This window comes from Bradyrhizobium sp. Crot121, assembly GCF_059512385.1.
The window spans coordinates 1-451 of the sequence record NZ_JCAMOR010000376.1 but is presented as its reverse complement, the minus strand read 5'-3'; the positions used below and the strand labels follow the sequence as shown (position 1 = coordinate 451).

The window sequence follows — 451 nt, the reverse complement described above, 5'->3', positions numbered from 1 at the left end:
CAACGGGTGGTGCACGGTCCATAGCGTTCTGGCAGGTCGCGCCATGGTGCTTCGATCCCGGGCAGGTCTCTGCCCGGGAGCGGTTCCGCTTTTTTGATGGTGCTATTTCATAAATGAGGGTCGGTTAACTGGTGCAGGCTCTTGCTCCGGCGCCCATACACGGAAACTCAGGGTGCCAGCCACCGTAAAGCCGTTCGGGATCGAAGAGAGATCGACTCGTCCTCCAGAGGTGTTGCCAGAAGCTGATGTATAAACATTCTGCGCCCCCCACAGCGTGACTGATGCGGGCCCGAAATCGTAGCCGAGCAGCGCTCCGACCGCGATACGGCTGTAGCGGTTGGCGTTCAATATTTTGTCTCCGTAGAATGCGCTCGACTTGTCGTCCGACACCTGCGCCGCATAGTATCCGACCGGTCCGAAAGTCCACTTGCCGATGCGCTTCGTCGCAGTG

The 451-nt window shown here is 59.0% G+C and carries 1 protein-coding gene; it reads right to left on the bottom strand.

Annotated features, from left to right (window positions below; genetic code table 11):
* Window positions 1–102: 102 nt before the first annotated feature.
* Window positions 103–451: transporter (locus AC5ZGW_RS47055; RefSeq protein WP_496114262.1), on the bottom strand; the 349-nt coding region annotated here is incomplete at its 5' end.